Source organism: Mycolicibacterium sp. MU0050, assembly GCF_963378085.1.
Taxonomy (GTDB): domain Bacteria; phylum Actinomycetota; class Actinomycetes; order Mycobacteriales; family Mycobacteriaceae; genus Mycobacterium; species Mycobacterium wendilense.
The window spans coordinates 1,525,905-1,540,797 of the sequence record NZ_OY726395.1; the positions used below are offsets into that span (position 1 = coordinate 1,525,905).

At 68.8% G+C, this 14,893-nt stretch carries 14 protein-coding genes; 8 read left to right on the forward strand and 6 right to left on the reverse strand.

All coding sequences use genetic code 11. The features are described from left to right. Nucleotides 1-281 precede the first annotated feature (281 nt). Both R2K23_RS07385 and R2K23_RS07390 read right to left on the reverse strand, forming a co-directional pair. Nucleotides 282-791, reverse strand: a complete 510-nt coding sequence (locus R2K23_RS07385) for an Rv2253/PknI dimerization domain-containing protein (protein ID WP_316515645.1) — start codon at nucleotides 789-791, stop codon at nucleotides 282-284. Between the two features lie 114 nt (nucleotides 792-905). After that, nucleotides 906-1,499: a hypothetical protein gene (locus R2K23_RS07390; RefSeq protein ID WP_316515646.1), complete on the reverse strand. Its 594-nt coding sequence runs from the start codon at nucleotides 1,497-1,499 to the stop codon at nucleotides 906-908. Between the two features lie 155 nt (nucleotides 1,500-1,654). Between R2K23_RS07390 and R2K23_RS07395 the strand changes: the two genes are divergently transcribed. After that, nucleotides 1,655-2,059 (forward strand): hypothetical protein, encoded by a 405-nt coding sequence (locus R2K23_RS07395; protein WP_316517116.1) that lies wholly within the window; start codon nucleotides 1,655-1,657, stop codon nucleotides 2,057-2,059. A gap of 57 nt (nucleotides 2,060-2,116) precedes the next feature. Here R2K23_RS07395 and R2K23_RS07400 read toward each other — a convergent pair whose 3' ends face one another. Together R2K23_RS07400 and R2K23_RS07405 are read right to left on the reverse strand one after the other, a co-directional pair. Next, a complete protein-coding gene (locus tag R2K23_RS07400) occupies nucleotides 2,117-2,536 on the reverse strand; it encodes a hypothetical protein (RefSeq protein WP_316515648.1) in 420 nt (139 codons plus the stop codon). Nucleotides 2,537-2,538: 2 nt separating this feature from the next. Next, nucleotides 2,539-3,012 (reverse strand): hypothetical protein, encoded by a 474-nt coding sequence (locus tag R2K23_RS07405; RefSeq protein ID WP_396893210.1) that lies wholly within the window; start codon nucleotides 3,010-3,012, stop codon nucleotides 2,539-2,541. 157 nt (nucleotides 3,013-3,169) lie between these two features. On the opposite strand from R2K23_RS07405, the gene R2K23_RS07410 reads away from it, so the two are divergent. After that, a complete protein-coding gene (locus tag R2K23_RS07410) occupies nucleotides 3,170-4,747 on the forward strand; it encodes an AMP-binding protein (protein WP_316515650.1) in 1,578 nt (525 codons plus the stop codon). Continuing rightward, on the forward strand, nucleotides 4,737-5,729 hold the full coding sequence (locus tag R2K23_RS07415) for an NAD-dependent epimerase/dehydratase family protein (RefSeq protein ID WP_316515652.1): 993 nt from the start codon (nucleotides 4,737-4,739) through the stop codon (nucleotides 5,727-5,729). The genes R2K23_RS07410 and R2K23_RS07415 overlap by 11 nt, the downstream gene beginning before the upstream one ends. 87 nt (nucleotides 5,730-5,816) lie before the next feature. Here the strand turns inward: R2K23_RS07415 and R2K23_RS07420 are convergent, their stop codons facing one another. Together R2K23_RS07420 and R2K23_RS07425 are read right to left on the reverse strand one after the other, a co-directional pair. Continuing rightward, nucleotides 5,817-7,454 carry an FAD-dependent oxidoreductase gene (locus tag R2K23_RS07420; protein ID WP_316515654.1) on the reverse strand — a complete coding sequence of 546 codons (1,638 nt, stop codon included), beginning with the start codon at nucleotides 7,452-7,454 and terminating at the stop codon, nucleotides 5,817-5,819. Between the two features lie 28 nt (nucleotides 7,455-7,482). Then, nucleotides 7,483-8,208 (reverse strand): IclR family transcriptional regulator, encoded by a 726-nt coding sequence (locus R2K23_RS07425; protein WP_316515656.1) that lies wholly within the window; start codon nucleotides 8,206-8,208, stop codon nucleotides 7,483-7,485. A gap of 106 nt (nucleotides 8,209-8,314) precedes the next feature. Here R2K23_RS07425 and R2K23_RS07430 point away from each other — a divergent pair, with 106 nt between their 5' ends. From R2K23_RS07430 to R2K23_RS07450, 5 genes are read left to right on the forward strand one after another with little or no spacing between them, the layout of a single operon-like run. Continuing rightward, complete coding sequence (locus R2K23_RS07430) at nucleotides 8,315-9,181, forward strand: alpha/beta fold hydrolase (protein ID WP_316515659.1); 867 nt, start codon at nucleotides 8,315-8,317, stop codon at nucleotides 9,179-9,181. Further along, a complete protein-coding gene (locus R2K23_RS07435; RefSeq protein WP_316515661.1) occupies nucleotides 9,182-10,909 on the forward strand; it encodes a bifunctional 3-(3-hydroxy-phenyl)propionate/3-hydroxycinnamic acid hydroxylase in 1,728 nt (575 codons plus the stop codon). It abuts the gene before it with no gap. Then, nucleotides 10,866-11,783, forward strand: coding sequence for a 3-carboxyethylcatechol 2,3-dioxygenase (locus R2K23_RS07440; RefSeq protein ID WP_316515663.1), 918 nt, complete (start codon nucleotides 10,866-10,868; stop codon nucleotides 11,781-11,783). The genes R2K23_RS07435 and R2K23_RS07440 overlap by 44 nt, the downstream gene beginning before the upstream one ends. Beyond that, nucleotides 11,780-13,561, forward strand: coding sequence for an FAD-binding protein (locus R2K23_RS07445; protein WP_316515665.1), 1,782 nt, complete (start codon nucleotides 11,780-11,782; stop codon nucleotides 13,559-13,561). The genes R2K23_RS07440 and R2K23_RS07445 overlap by 4 nt, the downstream gene beginning before the upstream one ends. An 11-nt stretch (nucleotides 13,562-13,572) precedes the next feature. Further along, the gene (locus tag R2K23_RS07450) at nucleotides 13,573-14,892 is read left to right on the forward strand and encodes an LLM class flavin-dependent oxidoreductase (protein ID WP_316515667.1); all 1,320 of its coding nucleotides are present in this window, start codon (nucleotides 13,573-13,575) and stop codon (nucleotides 14,890-14,892) included. The last annotated feature ends 1 nt before the right edge of the window (nucleotide 14,893 follow it).

Consider the following 14,893-nt stretch of genomic DNA (forward strand, 5'->3'; position numbering starts at 1 on the left):
GGTGGTGAACGCAGGACCGGCCACGGGAGATCCGTGGCCGGTGTTGCGTTACGGGGTCGGCCTGTCGGCCGGTGTCGCATAGCTTTTCGCGGCGGGCAGATGCTGCAGGTCAGGATCGGCAGTTGCCCCGCGAGCCCGCGGTCGGGTTCGCGAAATTGCCGGCATGGTCGTTCTGCCCGACTTGCAACGACCGTGGGCGCAACTTGGGGCGCTGGCAGCCGACGGCGGGCGCGAGACGACCTAGCCGCAGGCCGCCCTGCTGCCCACGGGTGGGGACGGTGTCAGATCTTCCTCATGAAGAACGGCATCCGGATGTGCGGCCACTGGTTGCGGCCGCAGGAGCCGCTGGGACCGGTGGTGACGTCCTCACCGGCGTACTCGTTGGACTTGACGTCCACGCGACCGTCGGCGCCCACGGGGTAGAGCAGGTAGGTCTGCAGGCCCTCGATGGGCTGGCCGTCGGCGCACCACCGCCATTCCGGCCACGCGCGTTTGACGTACCAGACGCCGCTCTTGGTGTAGATCGGCGCGGTCCATCCCTGATCGCTGTTGACGGTGCCGGCGCAGTCCACCGGCGTGGTGCACACGGTGGAGATGGTCCAGGTGCTGCGGGTGCTCGGCTGCTTCTCGTAGCGGTCGTTGACCTTGGCCCATTCGCCGTTCGAGGAGGTTTCGAACGTGCCGTTGATGCCCCAGTTCGGGGTGGCGTCGGCGACGGCAGGAGCGCCGACGCCCGTCGCCACCAGCGCCGCCACTGCCGCTGCCGTCGCACTTGCCTTGAAGGCCGACATCAATGCGCTCCTAGCTCCACCGATAGCGTGATTCTCAGATTCGGAGAATATCACTGCCGCCTGGGTCCGCGGTGCTATCGAGCCTAAAACGGCGGCCCCGCATCGCCGGTGGTTTCAGACGAACTCGACCTGGGCGATCTTGAACTCGCCGCCGTCGTCGGCCAGCGTCACCGCGACCCGAAAACGCTGCGGTTCGCGGCGGGCGTCCTCGGCGTTGGCCGCCTGGCTGGTCGCCGCGACCAGGACCACCGGTGCTTGATCGGAATCGGGTTCCACCGCGACCGAATTCACCGTGACCTCCGTGCGGACCTCCGACTGCGCGAGGGACTCGATCAGCATGTCCGCCTGGGCCTCGAACTCCTCCTTGAAGTCGCCCGTGGCGCTGTCGATGATGCTCTGCACATTCTCGGCGGCATTGGCGTAATCGAGGGTCATCAGGTTGACCACCCCCTGCCGGGCGATGGCGGCGTATTCGGCGTGCTGGGCCGAAACCTGCGTGAGCGAGCGGTGCTGCCAGGTCAGGTAACCGCTGGCGGCCAGCAACCCGCAGATCGCCACGACGGCTGCCGCGAGCCCGGCCCGCAGGATCAAGCCCGATCGGGCCCGGGGCCGCGCGTCGGCGGCCGCCTCGGCTTCCTGAGCGGTCACGGCCGCCTCCGCCGCGGACGGGGCGGAGGTGTCGTCATTCTCGGGTGCCTCGGGTGCCATCGCCCGTCTGCTCCATCCGTCGTCGGCTGCGAATCCGTCTCGGAGCCTAGCGTTTATCCACGGCCCCGGCGGGCGGGCACCGGCGGCCGCTGAGTAATCTTCTCCGAAATGAAGAGTTTCGTTTCCAGCTGTGCGAAAGTGTTCACGTGCGTGTGATGGTGATGGCCGCCGCCGCGGCAACGGTGGGCGCGATGCTCAGTGCGCCGGCGGCGACGGTGAGTGCGCCGGTGGCCCAGGCGGGCCCGCAAACCTGCAACGACGCCTTCTGCGTCCCCGGCATCCGGCCCAACGTGGTGCTGGGTTCGTACTGCGACAACACGTCCTACTTCGTGTTCGGGACCGCGGTCGCCGGCCCGTCCATCCAGCCCGGGCGGTTGGTGTTCTGTGGCTCGCCGCGCCGCTACGAGCCGAGGTGGTTCCGTTCGCCACCGTTGGCCGGGATCCGCGACGAGGGCAGCCAATGCTCGAGTGAGCTGCACATGGTGGCCCAGGCGCCCGATGGCCTGTTCCTGAGCTGCATCGCCCACAGCGGTGAGGCGCTCTGGCGGCGCGGCGACTGAGCCGCAGCGCCACCGCGCGGGCCGAGTTCGCCGCCGGCGCTGCCGGATTGCGCGTCGTTACCAGTTACGGATCGAGCAGAGCGCGCCCTTGGGGCCGCTGTCGGTCTTGACGACCACGCCGTCGACCGCGAGCTCACAGCTGTATCCGGGCACGGGGAAGTTCGGCGCCTCGCCGCTTTGCACGGCCACCATCGCCCACAGGTTCGGGTCGGCCAGGTGGGCCTCGAGCACCCATGGCTGACCAGGTCCCACCTCGGCGTCGGCGCGCGGGCTGAACATGTACGGGTTGTGGCTGTAGTCGGAGAACAACGCGGGCTCGGTGTCCCGGTAGTAGATGTGCGACCAGATGGGCGCGTTCGCGGTGACGGTGTACCGGACATGGTGCAGGACCGGCTCATTCGCGCCGACGGGGGCAGCGGTGCCGAGGGATCCGGCCAGCATGGCCAGCGCGGCGGCCGAGGAAACTAGAGCACGCATCGTCACATCCTGGTCAACGAGATCGGGTAGGTGAAGCTGCCGCCGGGGGCGCCGTCGCACCCGGTCGCGAACGAGGACACCATCTCACCGGCCAGCGTGTCCTTGTGCCAGCGGTAGACGTCGTGGGTCGGTATGACGGGACCGTAGTAGATGTCCCCGCAGCGCAGGCCGAACGGGTCGTCGATGACCATGGTGTAGAAGCCGTCGTCACCGAGCATGGCGTCGGCGTGGGTGTACTTCGCCTTGGCCACCGGCTGGGGGATGGTCTGCACCCGGATGCAGGTGGCGCCCTCGACCGGGAAGCCCCGGCATGGGGTCATCGCGGCGAAGATCCAGGTGTGGAAGTCACGGCGGTCCGGGATGTGCAGGTTGTAATTGCCGTAGAACATTGCCGACGCCGGCGGTGCGAACAAGATCGTCGCCGACACCAGCACGATGCCGGCGAGCGCGCTCAGCACGGACCGGATGGGCTTCACGGGCTTCCTCCACGGTTCATCGACTGTCCGGCTGACTATAAAACTCCGACCGAGGTCGCCGGGCCGAAACCGGAATCCCGCCTTCGCCGCACCGGAGATTGGCATTCTCGCTTCCGGAGAATAGCATCATCGACGACGGTGAGGAGTGCACAGGCCGATGCGAACGATCCCCGACGAACTCGTCCAGCGGTACCGGGAAAACGGGTGGTGGACGCCCGACACCCTGGGTGATCTGCTGGCCCGCGAGCTGGCCGCAGCCCAGGATCTCGAGTTCCGGGTGCACTCGAAGGTCCGGCCTTATCGGGGGACCGTCGGCGAGGTGGAGCGGGCGGCCCGTCGGCTGGCCACCGGTCTGCACCAGCGCGGCGTCCGCGCGGGCGACGTGGTCGCGATGCAGCTGCCCAACTGGATGGAGGCCGCAGCGACCTTCTGGGCCTCCGCGCTGCTGGGCACGGTGGTGGTGCCCATCGTGCATTTCTACGGCCGCAAGGAGCTCACCCACATCCTCGGCGACGCCAAGCCCAAGGTGTTCATCACGACCGGGTCCTTCGGCCGGATGGAGTTCCATCCCGACATCACCTCCGACATCGAGATCGTGGGGATCGTGGGCGGCAAGGACGCCGGCCTGGTGGGCGCAACTGGCTCGACCGCAGTCGATTTCGAGGATCTGCTGGGCGAGCAGCCGCTGTCGGGAGTGGTCGCCACCGACCCGGCCGGCGCGACGTTGTACGCCTACACCTCCGGGACCACGAGTGCCCCCAAGGGGGTGATCCACAGTCACCACAGCCTGGTGCACGAGACCCATCAGCTGGTCGGACAGAACATGCTCGACGCCGGCAAGCAGCTGACCGCCACACCGGTCGGGCACTTCATCGGCATGGTCGGCGCGTTCCTGATGCCGGTGCTGGCCAAGCATCCGATCAACCTCACCGACGTCTGGGATCCCGGTGTGGCGCTGGGGTTGATGAAGACCGACGGACTGGCCATCGGCGGTGGTCCGCCCTACTTCGTGACCAGCCTGCTCGACCATCCGGACTTCACCACCGAACACCTGGCGGGCGTGCGCACGGTCGGCCTGGGTGGTTCGACGGTGCCGGTGGCGGTGACGCGGCGGCTGGCCGACCTCGGCATCAACGTCTACCGCTCCTACGGCAGCACCGAGCATCCGTCGATCACCGGGTCCCGCTGGGACGAACCGGAAGACAAGCGTCTCTACACCGACGGCCGCGCGCTGTCGGGGGTCGAGGTGCGCCTGGCCGAGGACGGCGAGATCCTGTCCCGGGGCCCGGACCTGTGCCTGGGATACACCGATGATGCGTTGACCGCCAAGGTATTCGACGACGACGGCTGGTACCACACCGGCGACATCGGAGTCTTCGACGACGACGGCTACCTCACCATCACCGATCGCAAGTCGGACATCATCATCCGCGGCGGCGAGAACATCAGCGCGGCCGAGGTCGAGGAAACCCTGCTGGGCATGCCGGCGGTGGCCGAGGCGGTCGTGGTGGCCACCCCGGACGCCCGCTACGGCGAACACGCCACCGCGGTGCTGCGCCTGCACGACGGGCACGACCTGCCCGACCTCGACGAGGTTCGGCGCCACTTCGAAGCCTGCGGGGTCGCGCGGCAGAAGTGGCCCGAGGAGTTGCGGCGGGTCGATGACTTCCCGCGCACCGCCAGCGGCAAGGTGCAGAAATTCAAGGTTCGTCAGGCGGTCAGCGGTGACCGCTAAGAAGCTGGTCATCGGGGCCAGCGGGTTCCTGGGTTCGCACGTCACCCGCAAGCTCGTCGAGGCCGGCGAGGACGTCCGGGTGATGCTCCGAAAGACCAGTTCCACCAAGGCGATCGACGACCTCGATGTGGAGCGCTGTTACGGCGACCTGTTCGACGAGGCGGCGGTGCGCGCGGCCATGACCGGCTGCGACGTCATCTACTACTGCGTGGTGGACGCCCGGATGTGGCTGCGCGACCCGACCCCGTTGTTCCGCACCAACGTCGACGGGTTGCGCGCGGTGCTCGACGTGGCCACCGAGGACGACATCGCCGCCGGACTGCGAAAGTTCGTGTTCACCAGCACGATCGGCACCCTGGCCATCAGCAAGACCGGGCTGGTCACCGAGGACGACCCGCGCAACTGGACCGAGGGCGGCGCCTACGTCGAGGCCCGGGTCGCCGCCGAGGAATTGCTGTTCGAGTATGTCCGGGACCGCGGCCTACCGGGTGTCGCGATGTGCGTGTCCACCACCTACGGCCCCGGCGACTGGCAGCCGACCCCGCACGGCGGGCAGGTCGCGATGGTGGCCGCGGGAAAGATGCCGTTCTACCCGGACTTCGGCCTGGAGGTGGTGGGTATCGAGGACGCCGCGCGGGCCATGCTGCTGGCCGCCGAGAAGGGGCGCAACGGCGAGCGCTACATCATCTCCGATCGCTTCATGACGATGCGCGAGATCCAGGATGTCGTCGCCGACGCCGCCGGGGTGCGCCGCGCCCGAATCAAGGTGCCGCTTCCGGTGTTACGGGCCGGCGCCCGGCTCAACGACCTGGCTGCGCGCGTGCTGCGCCGAGACCTGATGTTCGCCTCGGCGGGCCAGAAGATGTCCGAGCTGATGTCGCCGCTGGATCACAGCAAGGCCGAACGTGAGTTGGGCTGGAAGCCCGAACCGGTCGAGGAGTCGCTGGCCCGGGCCGTCGCCTTCTTCCGCGCCCACCGCTGACCGCCCCCGCCGACGCGCCCAAAGGTGAGTTCGGGCCGGTTTGTGCGAGTGGCTTTCGGTATTTCGTCGATCTCGGCGGGGCGGCGGTCAGCTCACCGACCGGCCCGTCGCCGCGTGATGGCCGGCCCGGAAGCCGAACACCATGGCCGGGCCGATGGTGCCGCCGGCGCCGCCGTAGGCGCGGCCGGTGACGCCGGCCATCGCGTTGCCCGCCGCGTACAGCCCCGGGATCGGTGCGCCCGAGACGTGCAGGACCCGGCCGTCGCGGTCGGTGCGCGGACCGCCCTTGGTGCCCATCGCGCCGAGGGCGACCGGCACCGCGTAGTACGGGGCGGTATCGAGGGGACCGAGCGTGCGGCCGGCGTCGGTCGAGGCGTTGGGATCGCCCCAGTAGCCGTCGTAGGCGCTGCTGCCGCGGCCGAAGTCGGGATCGCGCGGATCGTCGCCGGCGACGTTGCGATTCCAGTCGGCCAGCGTCCGCGCCAGCCCCTCGGCGTCGATGCCGGTCTTCTCGGCCAGTTCGTTGAGATCGGCTGACGCGCAGAACCATTCGGGGGCCGGCTCGCCCGGTTCGACGCCCAGGAAGCCGTAGCGCTTGAGGTGCTGGTCGTCGAACACGATCCAGGCGGGGTCGTTGACATAGCCGTCGCGCGGGTGCAGGTACTGGAAGGCGCCGGCCATCGAGTTGTAGTCGCAGGCCTCGTTGATGAACCGCTGCCCGGCGCGGTTGACGATGATGCTGCGCGGTCGGGTGCGTTCGAGACGCACGCTGCGGCTGCGCTGGTGACCGTCGATGGTGTCGTCGGGAATCTGCACGATGGGCACCCACCAGGCCTCGCCCATGTTGGCCAGATCCGCGCCGTGGGCCATCGCCATCCGCAGCGCGTCCCCGGTGTTGTTGGGCGGCGAGACCGGGCCGTGCATGGGCCCGCGCAGGAACGCCTCGACCAGCCTGGTGTCCCACTCGAAGCCACCGTTGGCCAGGATCACCCCGCGGTGCGCCCGGACGTTGACCGTGTTGTCACCGGAACTGATCCGCACCCCGGCGATGACGCCGTCCTCGGCGATCAACTCGACGGCCCGGGTGCCGGTGAACGGCGTGATCCCGGCGTCCAGCAGGCCCTGGAGCAAGCCCGCGATCATCGCGGTGCCGGCCACCACGATGTCCCCGGAGGTGTCGTCGATATCGGCGTGCAGCCGCGCGCGGGTTTCGGCGTCGATGCCCACGTTGCTGAAATCCGGTGGGAAGGAGGTGATCCGGTCGCGCCAGGCCGGGATCCGGTTGAGGTCGTAGGGGACCGGCCCCAGGGAACGGCCGCCGCCGGGCCGGCCGCCGGGCAGCTCGGGCTTGTAATCCGGGAACCCGGTGGCGATCTCGAACCGCATGTCGCTGTGCGCCTCGACGAAGTCGATCATGGCCGGGCCGGTGCGCACGAATGTCTCCACCAGGTCCTCGTCCATGGCGCCGAAGGACTGGGCGCGCAGATACGCCATGGCGTCCTCGACGGTCAACTCCCCGTCGGGGGACCGGTGATGCGCCGGAATCCAGGCGATGCCGCCCGAGACCGCGGTGGTACCTCCGACGGTCTCGGCCTTCTCGTAGACCTCCACCCGGACGCCCGCCTCGGCGCCGGCCACGGCCGCGGACAACGCCGCGGTCATCCCCGCCCCACCGGTGCCCAGCACGACGACGTCGGTTTCGCGGTCCCAGTTGGTTGCGTTCACACGCAGATCCTTTCGGTAAGACGACGGCTCAGTTCAATATCACCGACAGCTCTTCGGCTGCCTTGATCACCGCGTCACGGCCGCGTTCGACGACATCCTCGCGATGGGAGATCAGGTTCAGGCACGTTGCCGGGGCCGGTGGCAGACGATGCACCGGAACGGCAAGGCCAAAGGTGTTGGGCTCGATCTCGCCGTGGGTGATGACCCAGCCCTGTTCGCGGGTCAGCGTCACCAGGTCCCGTTCCCCGGGCCGGGGCGGCATGCTCGCCAACAGCGCGATGCCCGCGGCGCCGCGGTCGAGTGGATAGCGGCTGCCTTCGTGGAAGGACAGTTGGTAGGCGACCTGCGTGGGCACGATCACCGCGATGGCCACCTGATGATCGCCCTCGGCGACCAGCATCGACACGGTGGTGGACAGCTCGTCGGCCAGGGCCCGCAGCCGCGGCAGGCAGACCTGCCGGAGGTTGTTGTCGAAGGAGGCACCGAGCGCCACCAGGCCGGCGGCGGGGCGGTAGCGGCCGTCCTCGGCCTTGGCGACCATCCGGAACTGCGCGAGCGTGCTCAGCAGTCGGTAGGCGATGGTGCGATGCACGCCGATGCGCTCGGCGACCTGCTGCGCGGTCAGCCCGTCCGGGGTGGCCGCGACCACCTGGAGCGCGGTCAGGCCGCGGGCCAGCGTCTGCGAGCCCGGTGCGCCGGTGGCGACGACGGTGATCGGCTGCTCGGTCGCGGCGATTCCTCCCTTGACAGACATCACCCTGAGAGTGATGCTCTATAGATAGTGCACATCGATGTACGATATTAGCACACATCGATCGCAGAAAAAGAGAACGTCATAATCGCAGGCAGAGAGGCATTTCGTGGCTGAGTTCGAGAGCATTTGGAGCGATCTTCAGGGCGTTCCGTTCTCGCAGGGGTACCTGGACGCCGGCGGTGTACGCACCCGATACCTGCACGCCGGGGACCCCGAAAAGCCCGCCCTGGTGCTGCTGCACGGCTCCGGCGGACACGCCGAGGCCTACGTCCGCAACCTCGCCGCCCACGCCGAACACTTCTCCACCTGGTCGATCGACATGCTGGGGCACGGTTACACCGACAAGCCGGGACACCCCCTGGAGATCGCGCACTACGTGAAGCACCTGCTGGCCGTCTTCGACGCGATCGACGCCGAGCGGGTGTACCTGTCCGGGGAGTCGCTCGGCGGCTGGGTGGCCTCCCGGGCCGCCGCCGATCACCCCGAGCGGATCCACCGGTTGGTCCTCAACACCGCCGGCGGCTCGCAGGCCGACCCGGAGGTGATGAAGCGCATCATCACGCTGTCGATGGCCGCGGTCGAGGATCCGAGCTGGGAGACGGTGCAGGCGCGGATCAAGTGGTTGATGGCCGACAAGTCCAAGGACTACGACGACATCGTGGCCAGCCGCCAGCGGATCTACCGGTTGCCGGGATTCGTCGACGCGATGCGCGACATCATGGCGTTGCAGGACCCGGAGATCCGGGCTCGAAACCTGATGGGCCCCAAGGAGTACGGCGCCATCACCGCCCCGACGCTGGTGCTGTGGACCAGCGACGACCCGACCGCCGACGTCAGCGAGGGCAGCCGGATCGCCTCGATGATCCCCGGCGCCCGGTTCGAGGTGATGGCCGGCTGCGGGCACTGGCCGCAGTACGAGGATCCCGACACGTTCAACCGCCTGCACGTCGACTTCCTGTTGGGGCGGTCGTAAGTGGCCGCCGCGCAGAGTGGTTCAGACCGCCCCGCGGTGGTGATCGTCGGGGCCGGGCCGGTGGGCCTTACCCTGGCGAACATCCTTGGCCTGCAGGGTGTTCGGACGCTGATCGTGGAGGAACGCGACACGCTGATCGACTACCCGCGCGGCGTCGGTCTCGACGACGAGTCGCTGCGGACGTTCCAGTCGATCGGCCTGGTCGACGCCGTGCTGCCGCACACCGTCCCGAACCAGATCCTGCGGTTCTTCGATTCCAACCGCCGCCTGCTGGTCGAGATGGCGCCCCCGGACGCCCGCTTCGGCTGGCCCAAACGCAACGGCTTCGTCCAGCCCCTCGTCGACGCCGAATTGTTCGCCGGCCTGCGCCGTTTCGACCATGTCGAGATCCGCTGGGGCACCAGGATGACCGCCGTGACCGAGACCGCCGAGGGTGTCACGGTGGAGCTGGCCGGCCCCGACGGCGCCGGCTCCCAGGTCCACGCCGGCTACGTCGTCGGCTGCGACGGCGGGCGCAGCGCCACCCGCCACCTGATGGGCGTCTCCTTCGAGGGCACCACCTCGCCCACCCGCTGGGTGGTCATCGACCTGGCCAATGACCCGCTGGGCCACCCCAACAGCGAGGTCGGCGCCGACCCCGAGCGCCCGTACGCCTCGATCTCGATCGCCCACGGTATCCGCCGGTTCGAGTTCATGATCCACGACGACGAATCCGACGAGCTGGCCTCCGATCCGGCGTTCGTCAGCCGGCTGCTGGCCAGTTTCGTCCCGCATCCCGACCAGGTCGACATCATCCGGCATCGGGTCTACACGCACCACTCGCGCATCGCCGGCGCCTTCCGCAAGGGGCGGATGCTGCTGGCCGGCGACGCCGCCCACCTCATGCCGGTGTGGCAGGGGCAGGGGTACAACAGCGGGATCCGCGACGCCGCAAACCTGGGTTGGAAACTGGCGGCCGTGGTCAACGGCCACGCCGGCGACGCCCTGCTGGACAGCTACGACGTGGAACGGCGCAAGCACGCGCGCGCCATGATCGACCTGTCCACCATGGTGGGCCGGGTCATCTCGCCGACCAACCGCCGCGTCGCCGGGGTGCGTGACAAGCTCATTCGTGCGGCGTCCATCGTCCCGTCGCTCAAGCGGTATGTGCTGGAGATGCGGTTCAAGCCGATGCCGCGCTACGAGCAGGGCGCGGTCGTACATGCCGCCACCCCGCCCCCGCCGGGGTCGGCGGCCGGCACCCTGTTCATCCAGCCGCGGGTCGACACCCGCACCGAGCAGAACGTCCTGCTCGACGACGTCATCGGCACCGGCTTCGCGGTGCTGTGCTGGAACAACGACCCCCGCCGACTGCTCGGAACGGAGATGCTCGAGCGGTGGAAGGCGTTGGGCACCACCTTCATTGCCGCGCGACCGAGCACCCAGTTGCATTGGCGACCGGACGGCGAGAGCGTCGACGACCCCGACGTGGTCGTGGTCGGTGACCGCACCGGGGCGCTGAAGTCCTTCTTCGACGGTCACACCGACTCGGTGTTGTTCCTGCGGCCGGACCGCTGCATCGCCGCGGCCTGTGTGGCCCAGCGCGCAGCCGAGATGAGTTCCGAGGTGTTCTCGGTCCTGCACGCCGATGCCCCGAAGCCTGCGAAAGGCGGTGAGAACCATGGCGCAACTGGCACTGTGTTGCATGTCGCACAGCCCGCTGCTGAATCTTCCGGGACCGTCGGCTGACCTGCTCACCGACATCGAGGCCGCGCTGGCCGGTGCGCGCGACTTCGTCGCCGACTTCGCCCCGGACGTCGTGGTGACCTTCTCGCCGGATCACTACAACGGCTTCTTCTACAAGCTTATGCCCCCGTTCTGCATCGGCACTTCGGCGTCGGGGGTGGGCGACTACGGCACCCAGGCCGGTCCGCTGAACGTCGCCGAAGACCTCGCCAACGCCTGCGCGGCAGCGGTGCTCGACGCCGACGTCGACGTCGCGATCTCGGCCGGCATGGAGGTCGACCACGGCACCGTGCAGCCTCTGCAGACGTTGTTCGGCGACGCCGCGGCGGTGCCGATCATCCCGGTGTTCATCAACTCGGTCGCCACCCCGTTGGGACCCGTCCGCCGGGTGCGGGCGCTGGGCACCGCCATCGGGGCCTTCCTGGCGACGCTGGACAAGCGGGTGCTGGTACTGGGATCCGGTGGCCTGTCGCATGATCCGCCGGTGCCGACGCTGGCGACGGCGCCCCCGGCCGCGCTGGACCGCATCGTGCGCGGCGTCGCCATGAGCCCGGAGCAACGCAGCGCCCGCCAGGACGCGGTGATCGCCGCCGCCCACGACTTCGCCCACGGCGAGTCGGCGCTGCAGCCGCTGAATCCGGACTGGGACCGCGCGTTCCTGGAACTGCTCGACGCCAACCGGCTTGCCGAGGTCGACACCTGGTCCAACGGCGACATCGCCGCCGCGGCCGGAAACTCCGCCCACGAGGTCCGGACCTGGATCGCGGCCTTCGCCGCGCTGGCCGCCTCCGGTCGGTACGTGACCGCTCACCACTATTACCGCCCGGCGCCGGAACTCATCGCCGGGTTCGCAATCCGAACGGCGGTGCCCGCATGACGGCCAACGACAACGACCACGCAGCGACCTTCGATCACGAGGTCGACGTGTTGGTCATCGGCAGCGGCGGCGGCGGGCTGACCGCCGCGTTGACCGCTCAGGCCGAGGGGTTGGATGCCCTCGTCGTCGAGAAGTCGGCCCACTACGGCGGTTCCACGGCGCTCTCCGGCGGCGGCATCTGGGTGCCGGGTGCGCCCTCGCAGCGCCGCGAGGGCTATTCGCCGGACCCGGATGAGGTCTTCGGCTACCTCAAGCAGATCACCGGCGGGCTGGTCAGCGATGCCCGGCTGCGCAAGTACGTCGAGGCCGCGCCGGAGATGATGCAGTTCCTGGAGGACCGCAGCCGCTGGTTCGAGTTCGTCTGGAAGCCCGGCTACGCCGACTACTACCCGGAACTGCCGGGCGGTTCGGCCCTGGGCAGCACCATCAACGTGCCGGCCATCGATCTGCGCAAGCTCGGCGCCGAGGAACAGAACCTGTTGCAGCCGTTGGCGCTGGCGCCCAAGGGCATCTGGTTCGCGCCCAAGGATCTGCGCCTGTTCTACCAGGTCCGGCAGAACTGGCGCGGTAAGGCGGTGCTGGTCAAGCTGATCTGGCGGATGTTCCGGGCCAGGGTCTTCGGCGACCGGATGGCCGCCATCGGGCAATCCCTGGTGGCCCGGATGCGACTGGCCCTGCAGGAGCACGACATTCCGCTGTGGCTCAACACGCCGATGACCGAGCTCATCACCGACGGGGACGGGCCGGGGGCGCGGGTGATCGGCGCCGTCGTCGAACAGGATGGCCGGACCCGTCGGATCGGGGCCCGTGCCGGGGTCATCATCGCCGCCGGCGGATTCGACCACGACATGGCCTGGCGCCGCGAACATCTGCCGGAGCTGGAGCAGGACTGGAGCTTCGGTAACCCGGCGGCCACCGGTGACGGCATCCGCGCCGGCCAGAAGGTCGGCGCCGCCACGGATCTGATGGACGAGGCCTGGTGGTTCCCGGCCATGTGCTGGCCCGACGGTCGGTTGCAGTTCATGCTCAACGAGCGCATGATGCCGGCGCAATTCGTGGTCAACGGCGCGGGCAAGCGGTTCATCAACGAGGCCGCCCCCTACATGGACTTCGCGCACGCGATGATCGAGGGCCAGCGCTCGGGGGTCACCCACATCCCGGTCTGGCTGATCACCGACCAGCGGTCGTTCCACCGCTACGTGGTGGGTGGCCACCTACCCATCCCGAAGATCCCGTTCGCGCCGGTGCCGACCGGCCGGAAGATCCCGCAGGCCTGGTTGGACTCCGGGATCGTCAAGGAAGGCAAGAGTTTCGAGGAGCTGGCCGCGCAGATCGACGTGCCGCCGGCCGCACTACGGGAGACCGCCGAACGCTTCAACGAACTGGCCCGCAAGGGTCACGACGACGACTTCGCCCGGGGTGACAGCGCCTACGACAACTACTACGGTGACCCGACGCTGCCGAACCCGAACCTGTACCCGCTGTCGAAGCCGCCGTACTACGCGTTCCAGATCATCCTGGGTGATCTGGGCACCTCCGGTGGGCTGCGCACCGACGAGCACGCCCGGGTGCTCGACACCGAAGACCGGCACATCCCCGGCCTGTACGCGGTGGGCAATGCCTCGGCCGCGGTGATGGGCCGCAGCTACGCCGGCGCGGGCGCCACCATCGGCCCCGCGATGGCCTTCGGCTACGTCGCCGCCAAACACGCCGCCCAGAACCACCCCGTCCGGAACCCGCAACAACCGCAAGTCCACGACAACGTCCGCAACGCCTGAGGAGGCACCCGATGAAGATCTCGCTGTTCTACGAATTCCCGCTGCCTCGGCCGTGGTCGGAAGACGACGAACATCAACTGTTCCAGCACGGTCTGGACGAAGTCGAAGCCGCCGACAAAGCCGGCTTCTCGACCGTCTGGCTCACCGAGCACCACTTCCTCGAGGAGTACTGCCACTCCACCGCGCCGGAGATGTTCCTGGCCGCGGCGAGCCAGCGCACCAAGGACATCCGGCTGGGCTTCGGTGTCATGCACCTGCCCCCGCCGATCAACCATCCGGCGCGTATCGCCGAGCGTGTCGCCACGCTGGATCACCTGTCCAACGGTCGGGTGGAGTTCGGCACCGGTGAGGGTTCCTCGGTCGCCGAGTTGGGTGGATTCAACATCGACCCGGCCGACAAGCGGGCGCAGTGGGAGGAGGCCCTTGAGGTCGCGATCCGGTGCATGGTCGAGGAGCCCTTCTCCGGCTTCAAGGGTGAGCACGTCGAAATGCCTGCGCGCAACGTGATCCCGAAGCCGCTGCAGAAGCCGCACCCCCCGGTCTGGGTGGCCTGCACCCGTCCGTCGTCGGTGCAGATGGCCGCGCAGAAGGCCATCGGCGCGCTCAGCTTCGCCTACACCGGCCCCGAGGCGCTCAAGGAGCGGGTCGACGGGTACTACCAGGAGCTGGAGGAAAAGGGCACGCCGGTCACCCCGGCGATCAACCCCAACCTGCTGGCGATCGGCGGCGACCTGTCGATGATGGTGGCGAAGAACGACGACGAGGCGCTCAAGCGGCTCGGCATCGGCGGCGGCTTCTTCAGCTTCGGCATCATGCACTACTACCTGACCGGCATGCACACCCCGGGCCGTACCAAGGTGTGGGAGCGCTACGAGCAGGCGGTCAAGGAAGATCCGACGCTGGCCTACGGCCCGGGTCGCGGCGCCATCGGCGGTCCGGACACCGTGCGGGAGTTCCTGCGCAGCTACGAGGCCAGCGGTGTCGACGAGATCATCCTGCTGCTGAACCCGCGCAGCCATGAGGGCACCATGGAATCCATCGAGATCATGGGCAAGGAGATCCTGCCCGAGTTCATCGAGCGCGATCAGAAGGCGGTGGCCGACAAGGCCAAGCGCCTCGAGCCGGTGATCGAGAAGATCGAGGCGCGGCGGCAGCCGTCGAACGCACCGCTGTTCGACGAGACCTACGCCTTCGGTGGGTTGCCCACCGGCCGTGGCGGCAAGTTCACCGCGGGGGAGATCCCCGAGGCGATGGCCGAGATCAACGAGGGCCGCGTCAAGGCAGCCCAGCTGGAGAAGGAGCAGAAGGCGGCCCGGGAAGCAGCGAGCTGAG

Coding starts and splice junctions, on each gene's coding strand:
- R2K23_RS07410 (WP_316515650.1), top strand. CDS start 3,170: ATGCGAACGATCCCCGACGAACTCGTCCAGCGGTACCGGGAAAACGGG.
- R2K23_RS07440 (WP_316515663.1), top strand. CDS start 10,866: ATGTCGCACAGCCCGCTGCTGAATCTTCCGGGACCGTCGGCTGACCTG.
- R2K23_RS07425 (WP_316515656.1), bottom strand. CDS start 8,208: ATGTCTGTCAAGGGAGGAATCGCCGCGACCGAGCAGCCGATCACCGTC.
- R2K23_RS07400 (WP_316515648.1), bottom strand. CDS start 2,536: ATGCGTGCTCTAGTTTCCTCGGCCGCCGCGCTGGCCATGCTGGCCGGA.
- R2K23_RS07390 (WP_316515646.1), bottom strand. CDS start 1,499: ATGGCACCCGAGGCACCCGAGAATGACGACACCTCCGCCCCGTCCGCG.
- R2K23_RS07450 (WP_316515667.1), top strand. CDS start 13,573: ATGAAGATCTCGCTGTTCTACGAATTCCCGCTGCCTCGGCCGTGGTCG.
- R2K23_RS07395 (WP_316517116.1), top strand. CDS start 1,655: ATGGTGATGGCCGCCGCCGCGGCAACGGTGGGCGCGATGCTCAGTGCG.
- R2K23_RS07445 (WP_316515665.1), top strand. CDS start 11,780: ATGACGGCCAACGACAACGACCACGCAGCGACCTTCGATCACGAGGTC.
- R2K23_RS07385 (WP_316515645.1), bottom strand. CDS start 791: ATGTCGGCCTTCAAGGCAAGTGCGACGGCAGCGGCAGTGGCGGCGCTG.